Annotated in this window: 14 protein-coding genes and 1 tRNA gene; 8 read left to right on the top strand and 7 right to left on the bottom strand. The window is 73.8% G+C overall.

Annotated features, from left to right (window positions below; all coding sequences use genetic code 11):
• The first annotated feature begins 33 nt into the window (after nucleotides 1-33).
• The 3 genes from C3489_RS23070 to C3489_RS23080 all read left to right on the top strand — a co-directional run bounded on the left by C3489_RS23070 (nucleotide 34) and on the right by C3489_RS23080 (nucleotide 3,678).
• Nucleotides 34-1,221, top strand: a complete 1,188-nt coding sequence (locus C3489_RS23070; RefSeq protein WP_103783950.1) for a thiolase family protein — start codon at nucleotides 34-36, stop codon at nucleotides 1,219-1,221.
• Nucleotides 1,222-1,318: 97 nt separating this feature from the next.
• A complete protein-coding gene (locus C3489_RS23075) occupies nucleotides 1,319-2,827 on the top strand; it encodes a long-chain fatty acid--CoA ligase (RefSeq protein ID WP_103783951.1) in 1,509 nt (502 codons plus the stop codon).
• A gap of 77 nt (nucleotides 2,828-2,904) precedes the next feature.
• On the top strand, nucleotides 2,905-3,678 hold the full coding sequence (locus C3489_RS23080; protein ID WP_103783952.1) for a sulfite exporter TauE/SafE family protein: 774 nt from the start codon (nucleotides 2,905-2,907) through the stop codon (nucleotides 3,676-3,678).
• Here C3489_RS23080 and C3489_RS23085 read toward each other — a convergent pair.
• Entirely contained in the window at nucleotides 3,667-4,446 is a 780-nt protein-coding gene (locus C3489_RS23085) for an HAD-IIA family hydrolase (protein ID WP_103783953.1), read from the bottom strand. The genes C3489_RS23080 and C3489_RS23085 overlap by 12 nt on opposite strands.
• 75 nt (nucleotides 4,447-4,521) lie before the next feature.
• Between C3489_RS23085 and C3489_RS23090 the strand changes: the two genes are divergently transcribed.
• Nucleotides 4,522-5,271, top strand: a complete 750-nt coding sequence (locus C3489_RS23090) for a cobalt-precorrin-6A reductase (protein ID WP_103783954.1) — start codon at nucleotides 4,522-4,524, stop codon at nucleotides 5,269-5,271.
• A gap of 140 nt (nucleotides 5,272-5,411) precedes the next feature.
• On the opposite strand, the gene C3489_RS23095 is transcribed toward C3489_RS23090, so the two are convergent.
• Genes C3489_RS23095 through C3489_RS23105 form a run of 3 tightly spaced genes read right to left on the bottom strand, consistent with a single transcriptional unit; the run spans nucleotide 5,412 to nucleotide 8,904 of the window.
• Complete coding sequence (locus tag C3489_RS23095; protein WP_103783955.1) at nucleotides 5,412-7,487, bottom strand: MDR family MFS transporter; 2,076 nt, start codon at nucleotides 7,485-7,487, stop codon at nucleotides 5,412-5,414.
• A gap of 58 nt (nucleotides 7,488-7,545) precedes the next feature.
• Nucleotides 7,546-8,319 carry a precorrin-6A synthase (deacetylating) gene (gene cobF / locus C3489_RS23100; protein ID WP_103783956.1) on the bottom strand — a complete coding sequence of 258 codons (774 nt, stop codon included), beginning with the start codon at nucleotides 8,317-8,319 and terminating at the stop codon, nucleotides 7,546-7,548.
• A gap of 48 nt (nucleotides 8,320-8,367) precedes the next feature.
• Nucleotides 8,368-8,904 (bottom strand): DUF309 domain-containing protein, encoded by a 537-nt coding sequence (locus C3489_RS23105; RefSeq protein WP_103783957.1) that lies wholly within the window; start codon nucleotides 8,902-8,904, stop codon nucleotides 8,368-8,370.
• 104 nt (nucleotides 8,905-9,008) lie between these two features.
• Here C3489_RS23105 and C3489_RS23110 point away from each other — a divergent pair.
• Both C3489_RS23110 and C3489_RS23115 read left to right on the top strand, forming a co-directional pair.
• Nucleotides 9,009-9,082 (top strand) — tRNA-Pro (locus C3489_RS23110).
• A 102-nt stretch (nucleotides 9,083-9,184) separates the two neighbouring features.
• Nucleotides 9,185-9,787 carry a GNAT family N-acetyltransferase gene (locus C3489_RS23115; protein WP_258054914.1) on the top strand — a complete coding sequence of 201 codons (603 nt, stop codon included), beginning with the start codon at nucleotides 9,185-9,187 and terminating at the stop codon, nucleotides 9,785-9,787.
• A gap of 36 nt (nucleotides 9,788-9,823) precedes the next feature.
• Here C3489_RS23115 and C3489_RS23120 read toward each other — a convergent pair whose 3' ends face one another.
• Entirely contained in the window at nucleotides 9,824-10,549 is a 726-nt protein-coding gene (locus tag C3489_RS23120; protein ID WP_103783959.1) for a TetR/AcrR family transcriptional regulator, read from the bottom strand.
• Between the two features lie 132 nt (nucleotides 10,550-10,681).
• On the opposite strand from C3489_RS23120, the gene C3489_RS23125 reads away from it, so the two are divergent.
• Nucleotides 10,682-11,725, top strand: coding sequence for a hypothetical protein (locus tag C3489_RS23125; RefSeq protein WP_103783960.1), 1,044 nt, complete (start codon nucleotides 10,682-10,684; stop codon nucleotides 11,723-11,725).
• A complete protein-coding gene (locus C3489_RS23130; RefSeq protein WP_103783961.1) occupies nucleotides 11,722-13,557 on the top strand; it encodes a glycoside hydrolase family 15 protein in 1,836 nt (611 codons plus the stop codon). The genes C3489_RS23125 and C3489_RS23130 overlap by 4 nt, the downstream gene beginning before the upstream one ends.
• Here C3489_RS23130 and C3489_RS23135 read toward each other — a convergent pair.
• Nucleotides 13,457-14,206 carry a methyltransferase gene (locus C3489_RS23135; protein ID WP_103783985.1) on the bottom strand — a complete coding sequence of 250 codons (750 nt, stop codon included), beginning with the start codon at nucleotides 14,204-14,206 and terminating at the stop codon, nucleotides 13,457-13,459. The two genes, C3489_RS23130 and C3489_RS23135, sit on opposite strands and share 101 nt — an antisense overlap.
• A 10-nt stretch (nucleotides 14,207-14,216) precedes the next feature.
• Nucleotides 14,217-18,887 (bottom strand): aminotransferase class I/II-fold pyridoxal phosphate-dependent enzyme, encoded by a 4,671-nt coding sequence (locus tag C3489_RS23145; protein ID WP_258054915.1) that lies wholly within the window; start codon nucleotides 18,885-18,887, stop codon nucleotides 14,217-14,219.
• Nucleotides 18,888-19,025 lie beyond the last annotated feature (138 nt).

Raw genomic sequence — 19,025 nt, forward strand, 5'->3', positions numbered from 1 at the left:
GGTCCACAGCGCCGTCGGTCAGGAGTCCTCACGTTGCGTCCCGTCCACTTCGCCGCCGCCCGCCGCACCCCCATCGGCAAGCTGCGCGGCGCGCTGTCCCCGGTGCGGCCCGACGACCTCGCCGCCACCGTGATCCGCGGCCTGGTCGCCGACGTGCCCGCGCTCGACCCCGCCCGGATCGACGACGTCTACTGGGGCGCGGCCAACCAGGCGGGCGAGGACAACCGCAACGTCGCCCGCATGGCCGCCCTGCTCGCCGGCCTGCCCGAGACCGTACCCGGCGCCACGGTGAACCGGCTGTGCGCCTCCGGCCTCGAAGCGGTCACCGCCGCCGCCCGCACGATCGCCGCGGGCGAGGCCGACATCGTGATCGCGGGCGGCTCGGAGTCGATGAGCCGCGCCCCCTTCGTGCTGCCCCGCCCCGACGAGGCCCTGCCGCACCGCATCGAGACCCACGACACCCGGCTCGGCTGGCGGCTGGTCAACCCGGCGATGAAGGACCTGCACGGTCTGCTCTCCATGGGCGAGACCGCCGAGGAGGTCGCCGCCCGCCACGGCATCACCCGCGAGCGGCAGGACGAGTTCGCGCTGCGCAGCCACCAACGGGCCGCCGAGGCACGCAAGCTGGGCCACTTCGACGACGAACTCCTGCCCGTCCGGCGCCCGGACGGCGTCGTCGTCGACACCGACGAGTGCGTCCGCGAGGACACCTCCTACGACAAGCTCGCCCGGCTCAAGCCCGTCTTCCGGGCCGGCGGCACGGTCACCGCGGGCAACGCCTCCCCGATGAACGACGGCGCGGCCGGTCTGATCCTGGTCAGCGAGGAGGCGCTGAACGAGCTGGGCCTGGAGTCCATGGGCCAGTACGTGGCCGGCGGCTCCGCCGGGGTCCACCCGGACGTGATGGGCATCGGCCCGGTCCCGGCCACCCGCAAGGTGCTCGCCCGGGCCGGCTGGAGCATCGGCGACGTGCAGGAGGCCGAGTTCAACGAGGCGTTCGCCGCCCAGGCCCTCGCCTGCGTCGACCAGCTCGGCATCGACCCCGGCCTGGTCAACGCCAGCGGCGGTGCCATCGCGCTGGGCCACCCGCTCGGCTGCTCCGGCGCCCGCATCCTGACCACCCTGCTGCACCGCATGCGCCGCACGGGCGCCGAGCGCGGCCTGGCCACCATGTGCGTGGGCGTGGGCCAGGGCAGCGCGGTCCTGGTCGAGAGGCACTGACCGCAGCGCACGGGTGCTCCGCACCGCGGAGCCCAACGGGGGGATCCGCACCGGGGGAACCGGTGACAAGAGCCGCAAGGAATCGGAGCGACACTCCATGGCAACCCTGTCCCTGGCCGTCATTCTCGCCGAGAACGCCCGGCGCCGCCCGGAAAAGACCGCCCTGATCGAGGGCGAGCGGCGGCTGACCTTCGCCGAGGTGTGGCGCCAGGCGCTGGCCCAGGCCGGCGCGCTGGCCGGGCTGGGCGTCGCGCCGGGGGACCGGGTGGCCCTGATGGCGCCCAACACGGCGGAGTTCCCGCTCGCCTACTACGCCGTCGCCGCGGCCGGCGGGGTCGTCGTCCCCGTCCACCTGCTGCTCTCCCCGCCGGAGGTCGAGCACGTCCTGCGGGACAGCGGGGCGACCCTGCTGCTGGTCCACCCGGCGCAGGCGCAGACCGGCCGCGCGGCGGCCGAGGCGACCGGGGTGCGGGTCGTCACCCTGGGCGAGGAGTTCGACAAGCTCGCGGCGAACGCCGACCCGCTCCCGTCGTACGTCACCCGCGCCGCCGACGACCCCGCGGTCGTCTTCTACACCAGCGGCACCACCGGCGTGCCCAAGGGCGCCGTGCTCAGCCACTTCAACCTGGTGATGAACGCGACCGTCAACGCCTTCGACGCCAACGACATCCGCCCCGACGACATCGCGCTCGGCGCGCTGCCGCTCTTCCACGCCTTCGGGCAGACGGTGTCGATGAACTCCACCTGGCGGGCGGGCGCCACCCTCGTCCTGCTGCCCCGCTTCGACGCCGCCCGCGCCATCGAGCTGATGGTGGCGGAGAAGGTGAACACCTTCCACGGCGTGCCGACCATGTTCGTCTCGCTCGCCGCCGCGGCCGCCGACGCGCCCGCCCTGCCCGAACTGCGGGTGTGCATCTCGGGCGGCGCCTCCCTGCCGGTCGCCGTGCTGGAGCGGTTCGAGGCCGCGTTCGGGGCGCGGATCCACGAGGGGTACGGGCTGTCGGAGACCTCACCGACGGCGACGGTCAACCAGCCCTGGTTCGGCACGAAGGCCGGCACCATCGGGCACCCGCTGTGGGGCGTCGACGTGGAGATCGCCCGCGCCGAGACCGAGGGCCGGATCGAACTGCTCCCGCCCGGCGAGCTCGGCGAGGTCGTCATCCGCGGCCACAACGTCTTCTCCGGCTATCTGGGCCGACCCGAGGCGACCGCGGAGGCCGTCGTCGACGGCTGGTTCCGCACCGGCGACCTCGGCACCAAGGACGAGGAGGGCTTCCTGCGGATCGTCGACCGCAAGAAGGACGTCATCATCCGCGGCGGCTACAACGTCTACCCGCGCGAGGTCGAGGAGGTCCTGATGCGGCACCCGGACATCGCGCAGGTCGCCGTGATCGGCCTGCCGGACGAGCTGCACGGCGAGGAGGTGTGCGCGGTCGTCGTGCCCGCGCCGGGCGCCTCCGTTGACGCCGCCGCGCTCACGGAGTGGTCCAAGGAGCACCTGGGCCGGCACAAGTACCCGCGGCGCGTGGAGTTCACCGACGCGCTGCCGCTGGGCCCCAGCATGAAGGTGCTCAAGCGGGAACTGCGCACGCGGTACGCCGGCTAGCGGGTCACCGGCGGACTGGATCACCTGCCGAGACGCGTTTCTGCGGCCGGATGTCAGGACATAGCATCGGTGGCCGCATGGACACGATGACGCTGTGGCACATATCCGGCTGGGGGTTCGCCGCGCTCGCCTTCGCGGCGCTGCTCGTCGGCTTCTCCAAGACCGCCGTGAGCGGGGCGAACACGGTCAGCCTCGCGATCTTCGCGGCGGTCCTGCCCGCCCGCGCCTCCACCGGCGTGCTGCTCCCGGTGCTGATCGCCGGGGACGTGCTCGCGGTGCTCACCTACCGGCGGCACGCCCACTGGCCCACCCTGTGGCGGCTGTTCCCGGCGGTCGCCGCGGGCGTGGTGGCCGGCACGCTGTTCCTGGTGTGGGCCGACGACGGTGTCGTCCGGGTCTCGATCGGCGCGATCCTGCTGCTGATGGCCGGCGTGACGGTCTGGCGGCGGCGTACGGCCGAACAGACGGCGCAGCCGGACGCGGTCACCACCCGGGCGGGCCGGATCAAGGCCCGCTCCTACGGCGTCCTCGGCGGCTTCACGACGATGGTCGCCAACGCCGGCGGTCCGGTGATGTCGATGTACCTGCTCTCGGCCGGCTTCCGGAAGCTGGGGTTCCTGGGCACGTCGGCGTTCTTCTTCCTCATCGTCAATGTCTCCAAGGTGCCCTTCAGCGCGGGCCTCGGACTGATCGACGGCCGCTCGCTGCTGCTGGACGCGGCGCTCGCGGTGTTCGTGGTGCCCGGCGCGCTGTTCGGCAAATGGGCCGTGAACAGGATCAACCAGCGGCTCTTCGAGCAACTCGTCATCGCGGCCACCGTGGTGGGCGGACTGCAGCTGCTACTGCGCTAGACCGAGCAGCGCGGGCACATCGGCGAACGAGCCGACGACATGGGCGGGCCTGCCGGACGCCCCGTCCAGGGTCTCCTGCTGGAACTTCCCCGTCCGCACGAGCACGCCCGTGATCCCGGCGCGCTGCGCGGCCAGCACGTCCGACTCGACGTCGTCGCCCACCATCACCGCCTCGCCCGCGGACACACCGAGCCGGTGCAGCGCCGCCGCGAAGAACGCCGGGGACGGCTTGCCGGTGACCTCCGCCTCGGTCCGCGCGGCCGCCTCCAGGCCCAGCAGGAACGCCCCGGAGTCCAGCTGGAGGCCGTCGCTCGTACGCCAGTACAGGTTGCGGTGCATGGCGATGAGCCGGGCGCCGCGCTGGAGGTGGCCGAAGGCCCGGTTCAGGGCGTCGTAGCCGAACTCGGGGCCCGCGCCGCCGACGAGGACGACGTCGGCGTCCTCGCTGACCACCCTCACACCGGTCAGGTCCTCGGCGATGTCCCCGCTGTTGAGCAGGGCGCAGCGGGCCCCGGGCAGGTGCTCGGCGAGATGGGCGGCGGTCGCGGCGGGCGCGGTGAGGATGTCGTCGGCCGTGACCGGGAACCCCGACTCGGCCAGCACGGCGGCGATCGACGCCCGCGTCCGGGACGTCGTGTTGGTCACCAGGACCACGGGCAGACCGGCCTCCCGCACCGCCCGCAGCGCCTCCACCGCCCCCGGAAGCGGGCGCCAGGAGACCGTGAGCACACCGTCGATGTCGATCAGCACACCGCGCACCGCGTCCATGCCGGGACGATAGCGGGCCGCCCCGGCAGGCGGCCGGTGACGTCGCCGGACCGGGCGCCTTCTACCCTCGACGCCATGCAGACCCCGCACATCCTGATCCTCGGCGGCACCACCGAGGCCCGCCGGCTCGCCGCCGCCCTCGCCGAGCGGCCCGGGGTGCGGGTGACGACGTCGCTGGCGGGACGGGTGAGCCGGCCCGGCGCGGTCGACGGCGAGGTGCGCGTCGGCGGGTTCGGGGGCGTGGAGGGGCTCGCCGCGTGGCTCGGCGAGCAGCGGGTGACCGCGCTCGTCGACGCCACGCACCCCTTCGCCGCCGGCATCACCGCGAACGCCGCCGAGGCGGCCGCGCTGACCGGCGTACCGCTGACGGTGCTGCGCCGGCCGGGCTGGCAGCCGGTCCCCGGCGACCGCTGGCACCCGGTCGACTCCCTCGACGCGGCCGCACGTGCCCTCCCGCCGCTCGGCCGCCGGGTGTTCCTGACCACCGGCCGCCTCGGCCTCGCCGCCTTCGCGCACCTGACGGACACCCACTTCGTCATGCGGTCCGTGGAGCCGCCCGAGCCGCCGCTGCCGCCGCGGCTCGACGTGCTGCTGGCACGGGGCCCGTTCACCGTGGCCGACGAGACGGCCCTCCTGCGGGAGCACCGCATCGACGTCCTGGTGACCAAGGACAGCGGGGGAGAGGCGACGGCGGCCAAACTGACCGCCGCCCGCGAGCTGGGCCTGCCGGTGGTGGTCGTACGACGCCCACCGCTGCCGGACTCGGTGACGCCGGTGCCGGACACCGCGGGCGTACTGGAGCGGCTCGGCCTCAGCCCACGATGAGTCAGGCCCGCATCCGGTCGAGCGCGCCCAGGATCTCGGTGCGGTGCTCGGCGGAGGCGACCCAGGAGGGCCGCCGGGCGACACAGGTCATCTTCTGATCCGCCGGTTCGTCGCCGCCGGCCTGCGTGAGCAGCCGGTTCTCAGGCGACCGCCGCCCGCGCAGGCTCGGCCGGCCGCTGTGGCAGCCCGGTGCTCAGGTCCTCCACCAGGAGCCGTTTCGCGATGGTGTCGACCGCGGCGCGCAGGTCGGCGCCGGCGGGGCGGCCGATGTCCTGCTGGACCCGGTCCTCCAGCCAGGCACCCCACGCCTCGGTGAGGACGCGGGCCTCGCGGGCGCCCGCCTCGGTGTGCGAGAACAGGTTGCCGAAGCGGCTCAGATAGCCCTCCTCGACCATCCGGTCGAAGACCGGCAGCAGGACCTCGGGCGGCAGATGGCGGCGCGCGGCGATCAGACCGAGGCTCGCATGGCCGGTCATCCGGGTGAACAGCTCCACCTGCATCACCGCCCACGCCCCGGCCACGTCCAGCCGGGTGTCGGACTCCTGGATGATCCGGCGCGCGGTGGACAGCTCCGTGGCGCCGATGATCTTCGCCACGGACGCCTCCAGCACCCGCTGCGCGTTGGCGTCGTGCGGCGAGGCGAACCCCTCGCCGAGATCGGTGGAGCCGAGGCGCGCGCTGTCGCGCAGCTGGACCTGCTTGAGGAACAGGGCGATCAGGAAGCCGAGCGCGGCGACCGGGACCGTCCACAGGAACACGGTCTGGAGGGTGTCCGCGTAGGCGTCGACGATCGGGCGGGCCGCCGCAGCGGGCAGCCCGTGCAGGCCCTCCGGGCTGGTCGCCGCGCGGGTCACGGTGGCGGGGTCCGCCGCGCCGGTGCGGGCCGCGGCCGCGATACCCTCCGACAGGTTCGGCGTGAGCGCGTTGGTGTAGATCGTGCCGAACACGGCGGTGCCGAACGAGCTGCCCAGCGTACGGAAAAAGGTGACGCCGGAGGTGGCCGTGCCCAGGTCGGCGTAGTCGACGGTGTTCTGCACGGCGATCGTCAGCACCTGCATGCACAGCCCGATGCCGACGCCCAGCACGAACATGTACAGGGACTCCAGCCCCGCCCCGGTCGACGGGCCCATCAGCGACATCAGATACAGGCCCACCCCCATCACCAGGGAGCCGGCGATCGGGAAGATCCGGTAGCGGCCCGTCTTGCTGACCACGTTGCCGCTGAAGACCGACGCGATGAGCAGGCCGGCCACCATCGGCAGGGTCCGCACCCCGGAGACCGTCGCCGAGTCGCCGTCCACGTACTGCAGATACGTCGGCAGGTACGTCATCGCCCCGAGCATGGCGAAGCCGACGATGAAGCTGAGGATCGAGCACACCGTGAACACCGGGTTGGCGAACAGCCGCATCGGCAGCATCGGTTCGGCCGCCCGGGTCTCCACCAGGCAGAACAGGGCGAGCGCGAGGGCGCCGCCGGTGAACAGGCCGATGATGACGCCGGAACCCCAGGCGTACTCGTTGCCGCCCCAGCTGGTCGCCAGGATCAGCGCGCTCGCGCCGACCGCGACGAGCGCGATGCCCAGGTAGTCGATGACCGGCCGGGACGCCGACTTCACGACCGGGATGGTGCGCGCGGCCGCGGCGACGACCAGCACGGCGATCGGCACGTTGACGTAGAACGCCCACCGCCACGACAGATGGTCGGTGAACAGCCCGCCCAGCAGCGGCCCGATCACCGTGGACACGCCGAACACGGCACCGATCGCGCCCTGGTACTTGCCGCGTTCCCTGAGCGGGATGACGTCCGCGATCAGCGCCATCGACGTCACCATCAGCCCGCCCGCGCCGACGCCCTGCATCGCCCGCCAGGCGATCAGCAGCGACATGTTCGTCGCCAGGCCGCACAGGAACGAGCCGGTGATGAACACGATCGCCGAGACCTGGAAGACGACCTTTCGGCCGAACAGGTCGCCGAACTTGCCCACCAGCACCGTCGCGACGGTCTCCGCCAGCAGGTACGACGTGACCACCCAGGACATGTGCTCCGCGCCGCCCAGGTCCGACACGATCGTCGGCAGCGCCGTGCCCACGATGGTCTGGTCGAGGGCCGCAAGCAGCATCCCCAGCATGATCGTCACGAAGACGATGTTCCGGCGGCGCACGTCCAGCACCGGTGGCTGCGCGGCCGGCGGTGCGCTCTCCTCGGCGACTGTCACGAGGTCACGATCACACCGGCGGTCCGCCGCCGCATGCCCGGTGGTCCGGGCGGGTGCGTCAGGAGTTTTCCGGGTTGCGGCGCAGCAGATACGTGTCCATGATCCACCCCTTGCGCTCCCGCGCCTCGGCCCGCAGCCGCTCGATGCGCGGCGCGGCCTCGGCGATGGGTCCGGAGGCGAGGATCTCGTCCGGGGTGCCGATGTAGGCGCCCCAGTAGATGTGCATGTCCTGGTCGGCGTAGTTCCGGAAGGCCTGGTGGGCGTCCAGCATCACCACCACGTCGTCCACGCCCTCCGGGAAGCCCTCCGCCAGGCGCCGCCCGGTGGTGATCTGCACCGGCCGCGCCACCCGGTTCAGCCCCGTGCGATGCCGGGCCACGAGGGCCGAGACGCTGCTGACCCCGGGGATGACGTCGTAGTCGAACGCGACCGCGCCCCGCCCGAGCACCTCGTCCAGGATCGCGATCGTGCTGTCGTACAGCGCGGGGTCGCCCCACACCAGGAACGCGCCGGTCTGCTCCTCGCCGAGCTCCTCGGCGATCAGCCGCTCGTAGATGCCGGCGCGGGCGCTGCGCCAGTCCCCGACGGCCGGCGAGTACGCGGCGCCTCCCGCGCGGCGGTCCCGCTCGGGGTCACGGGCCTCGACCACCCGGTAGCCGCCCTCGGGTATGTGCGCCTGCAGCATGTCCCGGCGCAGCTGGACGAGGTCGGACTTCACCTCGCCCTTGTCGAGGACGAAGAACACGTCCGTGCCGCGCAGCGCCTTGACCGCCTGCAGGGTCAGCTGGTCGGGATCGCCGGCACCGATCCCGATGACATGAATCTTTCGCACGCCCCGAGTCTGCCCTACGCCACTGACCGTGACGGCACCGCATGCCTCTCAGCGCAGCCGGGGCGCCCGCTCCCGGGCGTCCACCGGGCCGGCGCCCGCCTCGACCGCCCCCGCCAGCTCCCGCGCCCAGGTGACCAGACGGCCGAGCTCCAGGCCGTACGGCCGTCGCTCACCCGTGTCCGCGGCCCACTCCTCCACGGCCCCCGCACCGCGCCGCAGCAGCCGCGCCCCGCCGGTGACGTTGCCGCGCGCCGCGTGCGTGAGACCCACCGCGAGCTGGGCGAGCCCGCGCCACAGCGTCCGCTCCCGCGGCGGCCCCGACTTCCAGGCGTCCTCGAACACCTCGTGCGCGTGGAACGGCCGGCCCGCGTCCAGCAGCGCCTGCGCCTCGGCCACGGTCTCCCGCGGGGTGCGCACCACCCCCTCCGGCTGCCGTGCCACGCCCGGGGTGCCGTAGGGCAGGGGCCGGCCCAGCCCGTCCCGGGGCCGCGCGTTGCGTGCGCGTCCCTCGCTGTCCCGGTCGCGGGCGCCGCCCGGCCGCGGGGAGGGGACGCCGTCGTCGGATGCCGTGCCCGTGTCTGCCATGCCTCGATTGTCCCGTGCGACCGTGCCCCCTTCGGCGCAGCCCCCGGCGTGGGGTAAAGTGCTGTTCGCGCGATCACGCGGGACACCCCGCGCGACGGCGCGGCCGGGACGTGGCGCAGCTTGGTAGCGCACTTGACTGGGGGTCAAGGGGTCGCAGGTTCAAATCCTGTCGTCCCGACAGTGATGTCGGATGTCTCCGCAGCTCAGGGGCTCTCTTCGGAGGGCCCCTGACGCATGTCCGCCGCATTCGAGGCGGCCACGGCCGAGCGGAAGGAGCACGGTGATCCCCGTCCCCGCACAAGCGACGGTCCTGACCTGTCCCGAGGAGGACGTGCCGGCCGTGCTGCGGCGGCAGATGCGGGCCCTGCAGGAGGAGGCCTGGCCGTCCTCGGACCCGGCGTGCGCCGCGTCCGACGCGCCGGTCCACGACCCCGCGCTGCGGCCGGTGTCGATGCTGCTGGTCGCCGACGGCACGGTGCTGGCGGCGCTGGACGTGCTGACCAAGGAGATCACGCACGCCGGGCGGCGCTGGGCGGCCGGCGGGCTGAGCACGGTGGTGACCCGGCGGGCGGCGCGCGGCCAGGGGCACGGCCGGCGGCTGGTGTCCGCGGCGCGCGAGGCGATGGCCCGGGCGGGCCTGGAGGTCGGCCTGTTCACCTGCGACCGTCCGCTCCAGGGCTTCTACGAGAGCGCGGGCTGGCGGCACCTGCCCGGCGCCGTCCTGGTCGGCGGGACGCCCGAGGAGCCGTTCCCGAGCGACTGGTCCGCCTTCGACAAGGTCACGATGGCCTGCTTCTTCACCCCCGGCAGCCGCGCGGCCGAGCCGTCGTTCCGGGACAGCCGTATCGCGCTGTTCCCGGGGGCCATCGACAAGCTGTGGTGAGCGGCGGACCGGCGCGGGGCCACTCCGCCGCTCCCGTCAGCGCGAGGCCGGTCTGGTGAAGCGGTCGAGGAGCGCGTCGAGTCCGGCCGCCAGCCCCTGTGGCCCGCCCCGCTCGGCGAGCGCGGGCGCGATGCGGCGCAGGGTGGGCAGGTCCTGCTGCGGCAGGCGGTGCAGCCCGAGGCGGAAGGCCGGGTCGGGCTCGTCGGGGTTGTCCACCATGGGGCGCAGCTCGACCGAGACATAGCCGAGCACCCAGGCGAGGAAGGCCTGGAAGGCGGCGGCGGACGTCTTCTCGTCCAGGCCGGCCCGCGCCAGCAGGGCGAGCACCCGCTCATGGCTGCGCAGCACCGGCAGCGGCCTGCGGGCCATCGGCACGGCCAGCAGCCGGGTGGTCAGCAGCGGCACCGCGTGCGGGTGGGCCAGGCACACGTCGTACATCGTCCGGGCGAAGGTGTGCAGTTCGGAGCGCCAGTCCGGCGCCTCGCCGGTGTCGGGCTGCGCGGCCGCCAGACGTCCGTGCAGCTCCAGGTGCATCGCCTCGACCAGGCCCTCCAGCAGGGCGTCCTTGCCCTCCGCGTACCGGTACAGGGCCATCGCCTCGACGCCCAGCTCGGAGCCCAGGCGCCGCATGCTCAGGGCGCCGAGCCCCTCGCGGTCGACCAGCTCCAGGGCGGTGGCCAGCACCCGCTCGCGGCTCAGCCTGCCGTAACGGCCCCGGTCGCTCGCGCGTCGCGCCGGGGATGTGCCCGGGTTCTTCGCCATACACCGGCCTCCTTGTGACTTGACCCTACGCGCACTTGAGGTCATCCTGTCTCTATACGCCGTAAACGTACACGATACGGATACGGTTCCGCCCGTGATTTTGCCCGGCCGAGGGGCGGCGAGGTGACCGACATGGGGCTGCTTCCCTTCGTGTACGGACTGGGCGAACGACACGGGCCCGACCTCCCCGCGCCGGGGATCCCGCCCCGGCAGCGCGGTTTCGCGCTGCCCACGTACGTGCGCGACGGGTACGACGATCCGCGCGCCGGCGACCACCTGCGGAGCATCGCGCGCTCGGGCGCCAACTGGATCCAGCTCACCCCGACCTGGTACCAGCCGGCCGCGGGCGCGGACGTGATCCGCCCCTCGCTCACCACACCCACCGACGAGGGCGTCGCGCGGATGATCCGCCTGGCCCATGGCTACGGACTGAACGTCCTGCTCAAACCACACCTCGATCTCGACGACGCCGGCGACCGGGGCTCGATCCGGCCCGCCCGGCCCGGCCACTGGTTCGCCGCCTACGGCGAGTTCATCGCCCACTACGCCCGGCTCGGCGCCCGCTACGGCGTCGACGCGCTCGCCGTGGGCACCGAACTCGCGGGCACGGTGCACGAACGCGCACGCTGGCTGGCCCTGGTCGACCGCACCCGCGTGGTCTACGGCGGCTCGCTGCTCTACGCCGCGCACCACGACGAGTACGAGTACGTCGCCTTCTGGGACGCGGTCGACCTGATCGGCGTGGACGTCTACTGGCCGCTGCCCCGGGGGCGGCACCACGACCCGCAGGTCCTCGCCCGTGGCTGGTGCCCCCTCCGCGACGCGCTGGGGGACTTCGCCGCCCGCACCGGCCGTTGCGTCCTCTTCGCCGAGGCCGGCTGCAGCAGCGGCGTGCCGGCCACCCCCGGCCCGTCGGCCGGCCCGGTCACGCCCGACACCGTGGCACAGGCGGCCGGCTACGAGGCGCTGTTGCGCACCTTCACCGGTCTGCCCTGGTGGGCGGGCGTCCACTGGTGGGCGTGGGCACAGCTCCCGGCCCCGACGGACCGCGTCCGGCCGCTGGACAACTCCGCCCAGGGCAAGCGGGCCGAGCACGTGGTGGCCCGGTGGTGGGCGGGCCGCAACCAGGGTCCGCACTCCGCCCCCGACGGCCCGGTGGTAGGCGGGACACCATGACCCCCATCGAGGACTACGCCCTGCTGGGCGACATGGGCACCGCGGCCATGGTCGGCCGCGACGGCTCCGTCGACTGGCTCTGTCTGCCCCGCTTCGACTCGCCGGCCTGCCTGGCCGCCCTGGTGGGGACGCCGGACAACGGCTTCTGGCGCATCGCCCCGGCCAACGGCGCCGGAACCTGCGCCGGGCGGGCCTACCGGCCCGACACGCTGGTCCTGGACACCTGGTGGCGCACCCCGACCGGCGTCGCCCGGGTCACCGACTTCATGGCGCCCATGTCCCCGCTGCCCTGCCTCGTCCGGATCGTCGAGGGCGTCGTGGGCGAGGTGTCCCTGCGCAGCGAACTGCGGCTGCGCTTCCACCAGGGCCGCGTCGTGCCGTGGGTGCGCGGCGTCGACGGCTGCACCGTCGCCGTCGCCGGGCCGGACGCCGTGTGGCTGAGCGTCGACGGCGAGGCGCGGCTCACCGGTGACGAGCACGCCACCGTCGCCGAGCTCACCGTCGCCGCCGGCCGGCGGATCGCCCTCGTCCTGGCCTGGGCGCCCTCACACCACACCTGGCCACCGCGGACGCTCGGCGTCCCGGTGGAGACCCTGCTGAAGGAGACCGTCGAGCACTGGCGCGGCTGGGCGGGACGCTGCAACTACCAGGGCCCCTGGCGCGATGCCGTGGTGCGTTCCCTGATCACCCTCAAGGCCCTCACCTACGCCCCCACCGGTGGCATCGTCGCCGCCCCCACCACCTCACTGCCCGGCTGCATCGGCGGCGAGCGCAACTGGGACGAGCGCTACTGCTGGCTGCGCGACTCCACCCTCACCCTGTCCTGCCTGCTGGGCAGCGGCTACCGCGAGGAGGCGACGGCCTGGCTGGACTGGCTGGTGCGCGCCCTCGCCGGCGACCCCGCCGACCTGCAGTGCGTCTACGGCGTCGGCGGCCAGCGGCTGCTGCGCGAGACCGAGGCGCACTGGCTGGCCGGCTACCAGGGCTCCCAGCCCGTCCGGCTGGGCAACTCCGCCGTCGGCAGGTTCCACCTCGACGTCTACGGCGAGGTTCTCGACACCCTGTACCACTCGCTGCTGGCGGGCATCCCGATGCCCGCCCACGTGTGGGAGCTGGTGGAAGCGCTGATGGGCTTCCTGCAGCGGCACTGGCGCGAGCCCGACCAGGGCCTGTGGCAGGTGCGCGGCCCGCGCCGCCACTTCGTGCACTCCAAGGTCATGGTGTGGGTGGCCGCCGACCGCGCCCTGCGCATGGGAAAGCTCCTGGGCCGCAACGGATCATCCGCGCAGTGGTGGGCCATGCGGCAGGAGGTGCACCGGCAGGTCTGCCGGGAGGGCTGGGACCCCGGCCAGGGCTCCTTCGTGCAGTCCTACGGCTCCCCGGCCCTGGACGCCACCGCCCTGCTGATGCCCCGGCTCGGCTTCCTGCCCGCGCAGGACGTGCGGGTACGCGGCACCCTGCGGGCCCTGCACGGCCTTCAGGAGGGCGGATTCCTGCACCGCTACGCACCCGGCGACGAAGGGGTGCACACCGTGGACGGCATGGCCGGTCGTGAAGGAGCGTTCGTCTCCTGCTCCTTGTGGCATGCGGATACCCTCGCCGCGACCGGCCATGTCCTCAAGGCCCAGGAGGAGTTCGAGCGGGTCCTCGCCGTCCGCAACGACGTCGGGCTCCTCGCCGAGCAGTGGGACCCGCGCACCGGCCGGCAGCTCGGCAACTTCCCCAAGGCGGTCAGCCATCTCGCCCTGGTCGAGACCGCGTTCGCGCTGTCAGCAGCACCATCCCCGTATCCCCGTAGTCCGGCAGCGTCGGATCGGCGTCGATCCGGGTGACCGCAAGCTCCTCGGTCAGCGGGGCGAACACCCGGCTGACGCGCTCGGGGTCCACCGGGCAGGCCGGCCAGTGCGAGTCCGCCCCGATGCGGTAGCTGGGCAGGTTCTCCATGAACGCCGCCACCAGGTGCCCGCCGGGCACCACACAGCGCGCGAAGTGCCCGCAGAACGCGGCGAACTCGTCGAAGTCCTCGCTCGCCCCCTCCGCCACGAAGTGCATGGACGCCAGGTCGTAGCGCCCGGACGGCAGCGCCCGTACGTCGCCGTGCACCACCCGCACCCGGGCCAGCGCGCCCCGTGGCGTCGCCGGGACCCGCGGGTCCAGCCGCCGGCACAGCGCGTGGAAGGGACGCCAGCTGTCGTCCGCGCCGGCCGTCGACTGGCGCCGCAGATAGGCGACGTTGGCGGCTCCCGCCTCCACCGCGTCGATCCGGTCGCTGACCGCGGCGGCCAGCAGCAGCGGATACACGTTGGGGCCGGCACCGAACTCCACCGCGCGCTCCAGGCCGCCCTCCGGCAGGGTGCGGTAGTACGCGGCGTGGTGGGCGATGACCGCCGCGTCGCAGGGGTGCAGCTGCCGGTAGTTCTCGGTCAGATAGTCCTCGACCGGCCAGCCGTCCCAGTCCACGTCGTCGTTGCGGATCGTCATCAGCACCGCCTCAGCCACGGTGCCGCAGCGCGCCGCGCGCGGCCAGCCCGGACAGCGCCTCGCCGAGGCGGTCGATGTCCTCGTCGGAGTTCAGCGCCGTGATCTGCACCCGGAAGCCGACCTGCCGGTGCGGCACCAGCGGATAGGCCGCGAGCGTCACATAGACGCCGCGCTGCCACAGGTAGGCGGCGACCGACTCCAGCTCGGCGGCGTCCGCCAGCGGGAACTCCACGATGGGCAGCTCGCCCGCGCACGGCGTGTCCAGGCGCAGCGCGCGCACCACGTCCAGCAGCCGGACCGTCTTGCGGTGCAGATCGGTGCGGATCGCGTCGCCCCGGCGCTCGTTGACCTCCAGACCGGCCAGCGCGGTCGCCAGCGAGGCGGTGGGGGAGGGGCCGGAGTACAGATAGGGGCCGGCCGCGGTCTTCAGGTGGTCCTTCAGCGCGCTCGGCAGCGCCAGGAACGCCAGCAGCGACGAGTAGGCCTTGGAGAAGCCGCCCACCAGCACGACCCCGTCGTAGGAGGTGCCGGTGTGCCGGATCACGCCGTTGCCGCGCGATCCGTACGGGCACGGCTCGTCGGGCGAGCGCTCGCCGATGACGCCGAAGCCGTGCGTGTCGTCGACGTACAGCGTGGCCCCGCGCCGCCGGCAGATCGCGGTGAGCGCCGGCAGGTCGGGCACGTTGCCGCTCATGCTGTTCACGCCGTCCAGGCACACCAGGCGGGGCCCGCCCGCGTCCCGCAGCAGCGCGTCCAACTGGTCCGGCCGCTCGGCCCGGAACCGGTGCAGGGTCGCGCCCTGGCCCCGGGCGGCCACGCACCCCTCGTACACCGTGCGGTGGGCGGTGGCCTCCACGAACACCTCGCCCTGCCCCGCCAGCACCGGGATCACCGCGTGGTGGATGAGGGTCGCCGTCGGCAGCAGCAGGGTGTCCTCGGCGCCGAGCAGTGCGGTGAGCCGCTCCTCGATCTCGGGGTACAGCCGGGGGCTGCCCAGCAGCCGCGACCAGCTCGGGTGGGTGCCCCAGTCGCGCACGGTCGGACCGATCGCCTCGATGATCTCCGGGTCGTGGTCGAAACCCAGGTAGTTGCAGGAGGCGAAGTCGACCAGCCAGTGCTCGCCGCAGCGGATGTGCCGCCCGCGCACCTCGTCCAGTACCGCGTCGCTCATGGGGCTCGTCCGGCGCAGACGGTCGAGCTCGGTCCAGCGTGGATCGCGCCGGACCGGCGCCAGGGGGAGGTGCGTGGCGTGGTGCATGGCGGTGGGTCCCCTCTCCAGGGTGGTCCCGCTGCGCGGGGACGGGGAAGCGTGGGACGGGGGGAAGCCCGTGCCCGGGTCCCTCCTGAGCTGTGTCACCCCGGCGCCCGGGGCCGTGCCCGGGTGCGAGGCCCCCGCGCCCGACGCCCCGCCTGTGCGCGAGGTCCCCGTGTCGGCCGCCGGCCGGCCGCGCGGGGACTCGGTGCCGGATGCCGGGCGTCCGTGCAGGACTTCCCTGTGTCCGCCCTCGGCCTGTGCGTCGGTCGTCGTACGACGGCCCCGCACGTCCTCCGCGTCCGCCGCCGTGTGCGCCGCCGGGCCGGCCCGCGACGCCGCGGGCGGCGGGGCCGTGCCGCGCAGCACCGCCTCGCCCTCGTCCAGCGACATGGGCGGCGCGAACAGGTAGCCCTGCCCGAACCGGCAGCCCATGCCGACCAGCAGATCGCGTTGCGCCGGCTGCTCGATGCCCTCCGCGATCACCGTCAGACCCAGCGTGTCGGCGATCCGGACGATCCCCTCGACGAGCGCGACCTGCTGCGGATCGTGCGGCAGGTCGTCGATGAACGTCTTGTCGATCTTCAGGGCGTCGAGCGGGAACTCCCGCAGATAGCGCAGCGAGGAGAACCCGGTGCCGAAGTCGTCCACCGCGATGCGCACCCCGAGCTCCCTGACCTGACCGATCACGGAGTCGATCTGCTCGTCGCGCTGCATGAGCACGGACTCGGTCAGCTCCAGCTGCAGCGAGCGCGGTTCGAGCGCCGCCATGTCCAGCGCCCGGCACACCGCGGTCAGGAACCCGGGATCGCGCCACTGCCGCCCGGAGACGTTGACGCTGACGTACGGCGGCTGCGGGCGCCGGCAGTGGCGCTGCATCCGGGCGATGCCGGCGGCGGCGCTGCGCAGCACCCAGGCGCCCAGCGGGGCGATCTGGCCGGTCTCCTCGGCGAGCGGGATGAACTGGTCGGGCGGCACCAGACCGCCCGGCGCCTGCGGCCACCGGGCCAGCGCCTCGAAGCCGACCACCTGCGCCGTCGGCTCGGCGAGGTCCACCACCGGCTGGTAGCTCAGCGCGAACCGCTCCTGCGTGATCGCGTCGTCGAGATGGGCCAGCAGGTCGTGCCGCTGTGCCACCCGCACCCGCAGCTGGGGCAGGAAACGGCGCCACTGGCGTTTGCCGGCCGCCTTCGCCGCGTACAGCGCCATGTCGGCCAGTGCCAGCAGCTCCTCGGCGTCGCCGCTGTCGCGCGCGGTGGCCACGCCCACGCTCGCGGAGACGCTGACGGCCTCGTCGGCGAGGTGGAAGGGGCGGCCGAAGGTCTGGATCAGCTGGGCGGCGAGCAGCTCGGCGTCCAGCGGCTGCCGGGCGTCCTCCATCAGCACCGCGAACTCGTCCCCGCCCAGGCGGGCCGCGGTGTCGGTGCGGCGCAGCGTCTGCGCCAGCCGCTCGGCGACCGCCTTCAGCAGCCGGTCGCCCACCGAGTGCCCCAGGGTGTCGTTGACGGTCTTGAAGTCGTCCAGGTCGATGAAGAGCAGGCAGGTCAGCGTGGACTCGCGGCGGCCGCGCAGCAGGGCACGCGCGGTCCGCTCCAGCAGCAGCGTCCGGTTGGGCAGGCCGGTGAGGGGGTCGTGGAAGGCGCGCTGGGTGAGTTCGTGCTCCAGCTGCCGCTGCTCGGTCACGTCCCGCAGGGTGACGACCAGTCCGCCGACGGTGGTGTCGTTGCGCAGGTCGCGGCAGCGCACCTCCACCTCGACCCGGCCGTCGCCGCGCAGCACCCACCAGTGGTCGTGCGCCTCCTGCGGCCCGCGCCCGCCGAGGGCGCCCAGCGTGCGGTCCACGCGTTCGCGGTCGCCCGCGGCGACCAGGTCCCGCAGCTCGGTCCCGACCAGGTCGCCGCGGCCGAACACGGCTCGCGCGGACGGACTGGCGTAGCGCACCGTGGTGTCGTCGTCGACGATGAGGATGACGTCCGAGGCGTTGCGCACCAGCGTCCGGAAGTACGCCTCGCTCTCCTTGCGCACGACCTCCTGCCGCAGCGCGATGCGGTCCAGCGCGAGCCCCGCGTGCGAGGCGAGGATCTCCAGCGAGCCGCGCACCTCGGTCAGCCGCCGTTCCGGGCCGGCCGCCACCAGCGCGCCCGCCGGCTCGGTCTGCGCGGAGGTACCGGGGGCCGCCATGGGACACACCAGGGCGCGGGGCAGCCCGCTGAGCCGGGTGGCGTACCGGGGGCCGAGCCGCTCCACGGGCACGGCCAGGGAGCGGGGCCGCGCGTCCGCGCCCGGGCCGGACGGATGGCCGACGGTGACGTACAGCTCCTGCGCCTGGCGCGCGTTGAGCAGCAGGGAGCGATGCGGTACGTCCGGACCGAACAGGCCGACGACCGCACGGGCGCAGGCCCCCGCGACCTCGTGCGGGGTCATGGCCGACACCAGTGCGACGGTCGCCTTGCGCAGCGCCTGCTCCCGGGCCATGGCCTTGCGGTGCGCCACGACCATCACCGTGAGCCGCAGGATCACCAGCAGGAACAGCAGCGAGGAGAAGACGGCCAGGACGGTCGCGTCGTGCACCCGGCCCATCCGCTCCTCGACGAGCAGCAGCGCCGGGGCGATGAGCGTGGCGAGGGTGAGCAGGACCAGCCGGTGCCACTGCGGGAGCGTCGACTGCGGCCGGGCCTCGGCGGCGGTCAGGTCCGCCATGTCGGGGTGCAGCCCGGCCAGGCCCCAGGCCGTGTAGAAGACGACCCAGCCGGAGTCCAGCAGCGTGCCGACCTCCCAGGAGCCGTTGAGCTGCAGGAAGCCGTAGGCGATGTCGAAGCAGAGCAGGGTCACCGTGCCCAGCACCAGCAACTGCACCGAGCGGTTGGGACGGGAGCCCGGACTCGGGGCGAGCAGCCGGGCCAGCATGGCCAGGACCAGGACGTCACCGAGCGGGTAGGCGACGCTGATCACGCGCTGCTGCCAGGTCAGCGTGCCCTCGGTGGCCAGCGGCTGGACCAGGTACACCCACACCGGCAGCGCGACCCCGGCGGTGACGATCAGCGAGTCCAGCAGGCTGGGCAGGTCGCGGCCCACCCAGCGGTGCCGCACGAGCCCGAACAGGCCGGCCGCGAACAGCGGGTAGACCGCGAGGTAGCAGGCGTCGGCGGGCGAAGGGAACGGGTTGGAGGCGTTGAAGTACTGCTCCTGGGCGTTGTAGTACGTGTCGCCCGCGGCGAAGGCCAGCAGTCCGGCCGCGAGGCAGAACCACGGCCAGCGGACGGCGGGCCGGTTGCGCCGGACCCCCACGAGGACGGCCAGGCCGCCGGCCAGCCCGATGAACGCCCACAGCGGGGTGCACAATCCGGGGACCAGCAGATAGACACAGGTGACGACCAGGACCGTCGCGAGATAGGCGGCCGGCAGCCGGCGGGCCTGCAGCACGGGCATGCGCCTCCCAAGACCGGAGGACACGGGCTGCGTTGAAGCGTCAACCTGGATGAGCCTTCTGGCTTCTGATCCTAGGCACGGCCCGCACCCGGCCGCATCTTCGACCGGCGCCCGGCCTCACCCGGGGTGACGGCGGCG

The organism is Streptomyces sp. Ru71 (assembly GCF_002920535.1).
In the GTDB taxonomy this organism is placed as follows: Bacteria; Actinomycetota; Actinomycetes; order Streptomycetales; family Streptomycetaceae; genus Streptomyces.

Excerpts from the sequence above, each read along its gene's own strand:
- C3489_RS23075 (WP_103783951.1), top strand. The coding sequence starts at position 1,319 with ATGGCAACCCTGTCCCTGGCCGTCATTCTCGCCGAGAACGCCCGGCGC.
- C3489_RS23080 (WP_103783952.1), top strand. The coding sequence starts at position 2,905 with ATGGACACGATGACGCTGTGGCACATATCCGGCTGGGGGTTCGCCGCG.
- C3489_RS23085 (WP_103783953.1), bottom strand. The coding sequence starts at position 4,446 with ATGGACGCGGTGCGCGGTGTGCTGATCGACATCGACGGTGTGCTCACG.
- C3489_RS23090 (WP_103783954.1), top strand. The coding sequence starts at position 4,522 with ATGCAGACCCCGCACATCCTGATCCTCGGCGGCACCACCGAGGCCCGC.
- C3489_RS23105 (WP_103783957.1), bottom strand. The coding sequence starts at position 8,904 with ATGGCAGACACGGGCACGGCATCCGACGACGGCGTCCCCTCCCCGCGG.
- C3489_RS23120 (WP_103783959.1), bottom strand. The coding sequence starts at position 10,549 with ATGGCGAAGAACCCGGGCACATCCCCGGCGCGACGCGCGAGCGACCGG.
- C3489_RS23125 (WP_103783960.1), top strand. The coding sequence starts at position 10,682 with ATGGGGCTGCTTCCCTTCGTGTACGGACTGGGCGAACGACACGGGCCC.
- C3489_RS23130 (WP_103783961.1), top strand. The coding sequence starts at position 11,722 with ATGACCCCCATCGAGGACTACGCCCTGCTGGGCGACATGGGCACCGCG.
- C3489_RS23135 (WP_103783985.1), bottom strand. The coding sequence starts at position 14,206 with ATGACGATCCGCAACGACGACGTGGACTGGGACGGCTGGCCGGTCGAG.
- C3489_RS23145 (WP_258054915.1), bottom strand. The coding sequence starts at position 18,887 with ATGCCCGTGCTGCAGGCCCGCCGGCTGCCGGCCGCCTATCTCGCGACG.